The organism is Amycolatopsis sp. NPDC003676 (genome assembly GCF_053587275.1).
The window spans coordinates 1-1024 of record NZ_JBSFNS010000452.1 but is presented as its reverse complement, the minus strand read 5'-3'; the positions used below and the strand labels follow the sequence as shown (position 1 = coordinate 1024).

Below are 1024 nucleotides of genomic sequence, written 5' to 3'. Positions count from 1 at the left end.
CTCGACTGCATCCGGGCGCGTTGCTCGGCGACCGCAGGGCCCGCGGCCAGGGTCTCCACGTGCAGCGCCCGCGCGGCGACCGGTTCGTCGGCGAGGATGGTCAGGTAGGCCTGCAAGGAGGTCCGCACCAAAGCGTGACTGTCGCGGACCTCGACGTCGGCGACAGCTGAAGCCATCCGGGACGCGACGATGTTCACCGCGATCTCGAACCCTTCGGCGAAGCACTCGTCCTTGGTGGCGTACATCGTGTAAAAGGTGCGTCGGGCGACCCGGGCGCGCGAGACGATGTCGCCGATGGTGGTCGGCCCATACCCCACTTCGCCGACCGCACTCACCGCAGCCAGCGCGAGTCGACCACGTTGGGATTTCGACACCTCCTCGCGAGAGAGCCCGCCCTGGCCGGCGGGCCCAGGCCGCAGGCGACCCGCACTGATGTCCGAACCCAGGATCATGGCTCCAACGTAATCCGTCCATTCCGAGCCAACCCGGAAGATGCCGGAATCACTGCGCCCGGACGCCTGCTCTCCTCGTGAAACCGACAATCTCGTTCACCGATCCCTGCCGACACCCGAGGGTGCCGCGATGAACCCGGTACACCACCAACGGAGCGCCGAACGACGGCCTTACGACCCCCGGCCTTCGCGCCGCACAACTGCAGTGTCTTGATTAACACTTCCCACACTCCATGGGCTGAATCACAAAAGCCATCTTGCTCTGGCAGCCAATTTGCATTCGTGGTTAACTCTTGGCAGTCGATAAATTCTTGATTCGACTCAGAATTCGGGCAAACATCGACGTACACCCGGACGGTTATTTCAACAGCACAACTCAGCTCATCAATTGAGCACTTCTCACCGAACCCGACACGCGCAGTTATTCCCGTATGCACGGGGTCTGCAGCTCGGAAGGAAACCCAGATGCGCGGAAAGTTATACTGGTGTTGCGCGGCAACAGTGGCAATCGCCACCTTTGCTGGAGGAACGGCGAATGCGGAGATTGCAGATCTGGCGCCGGGTAGCTCAGC

1 protein-coding gene is annotated in these 1024 nt (G+C 62.2%); it reads right to left on the bottom strand.

Features of this window, described 5'->3' with window-relative positions; all coding sequences use genetic code 11:
* On the bottom strand, positions 1 to 452 hold a 452-nt coding region (locus ACWDNU_RS47170; RefSeq protein ID WP_449673623.1), incomplete at its 3' end, for a TetR/AcrR family transcriptional regulator.
* Positions 453 to 1024: the final 572 nt, after the last annotated feature.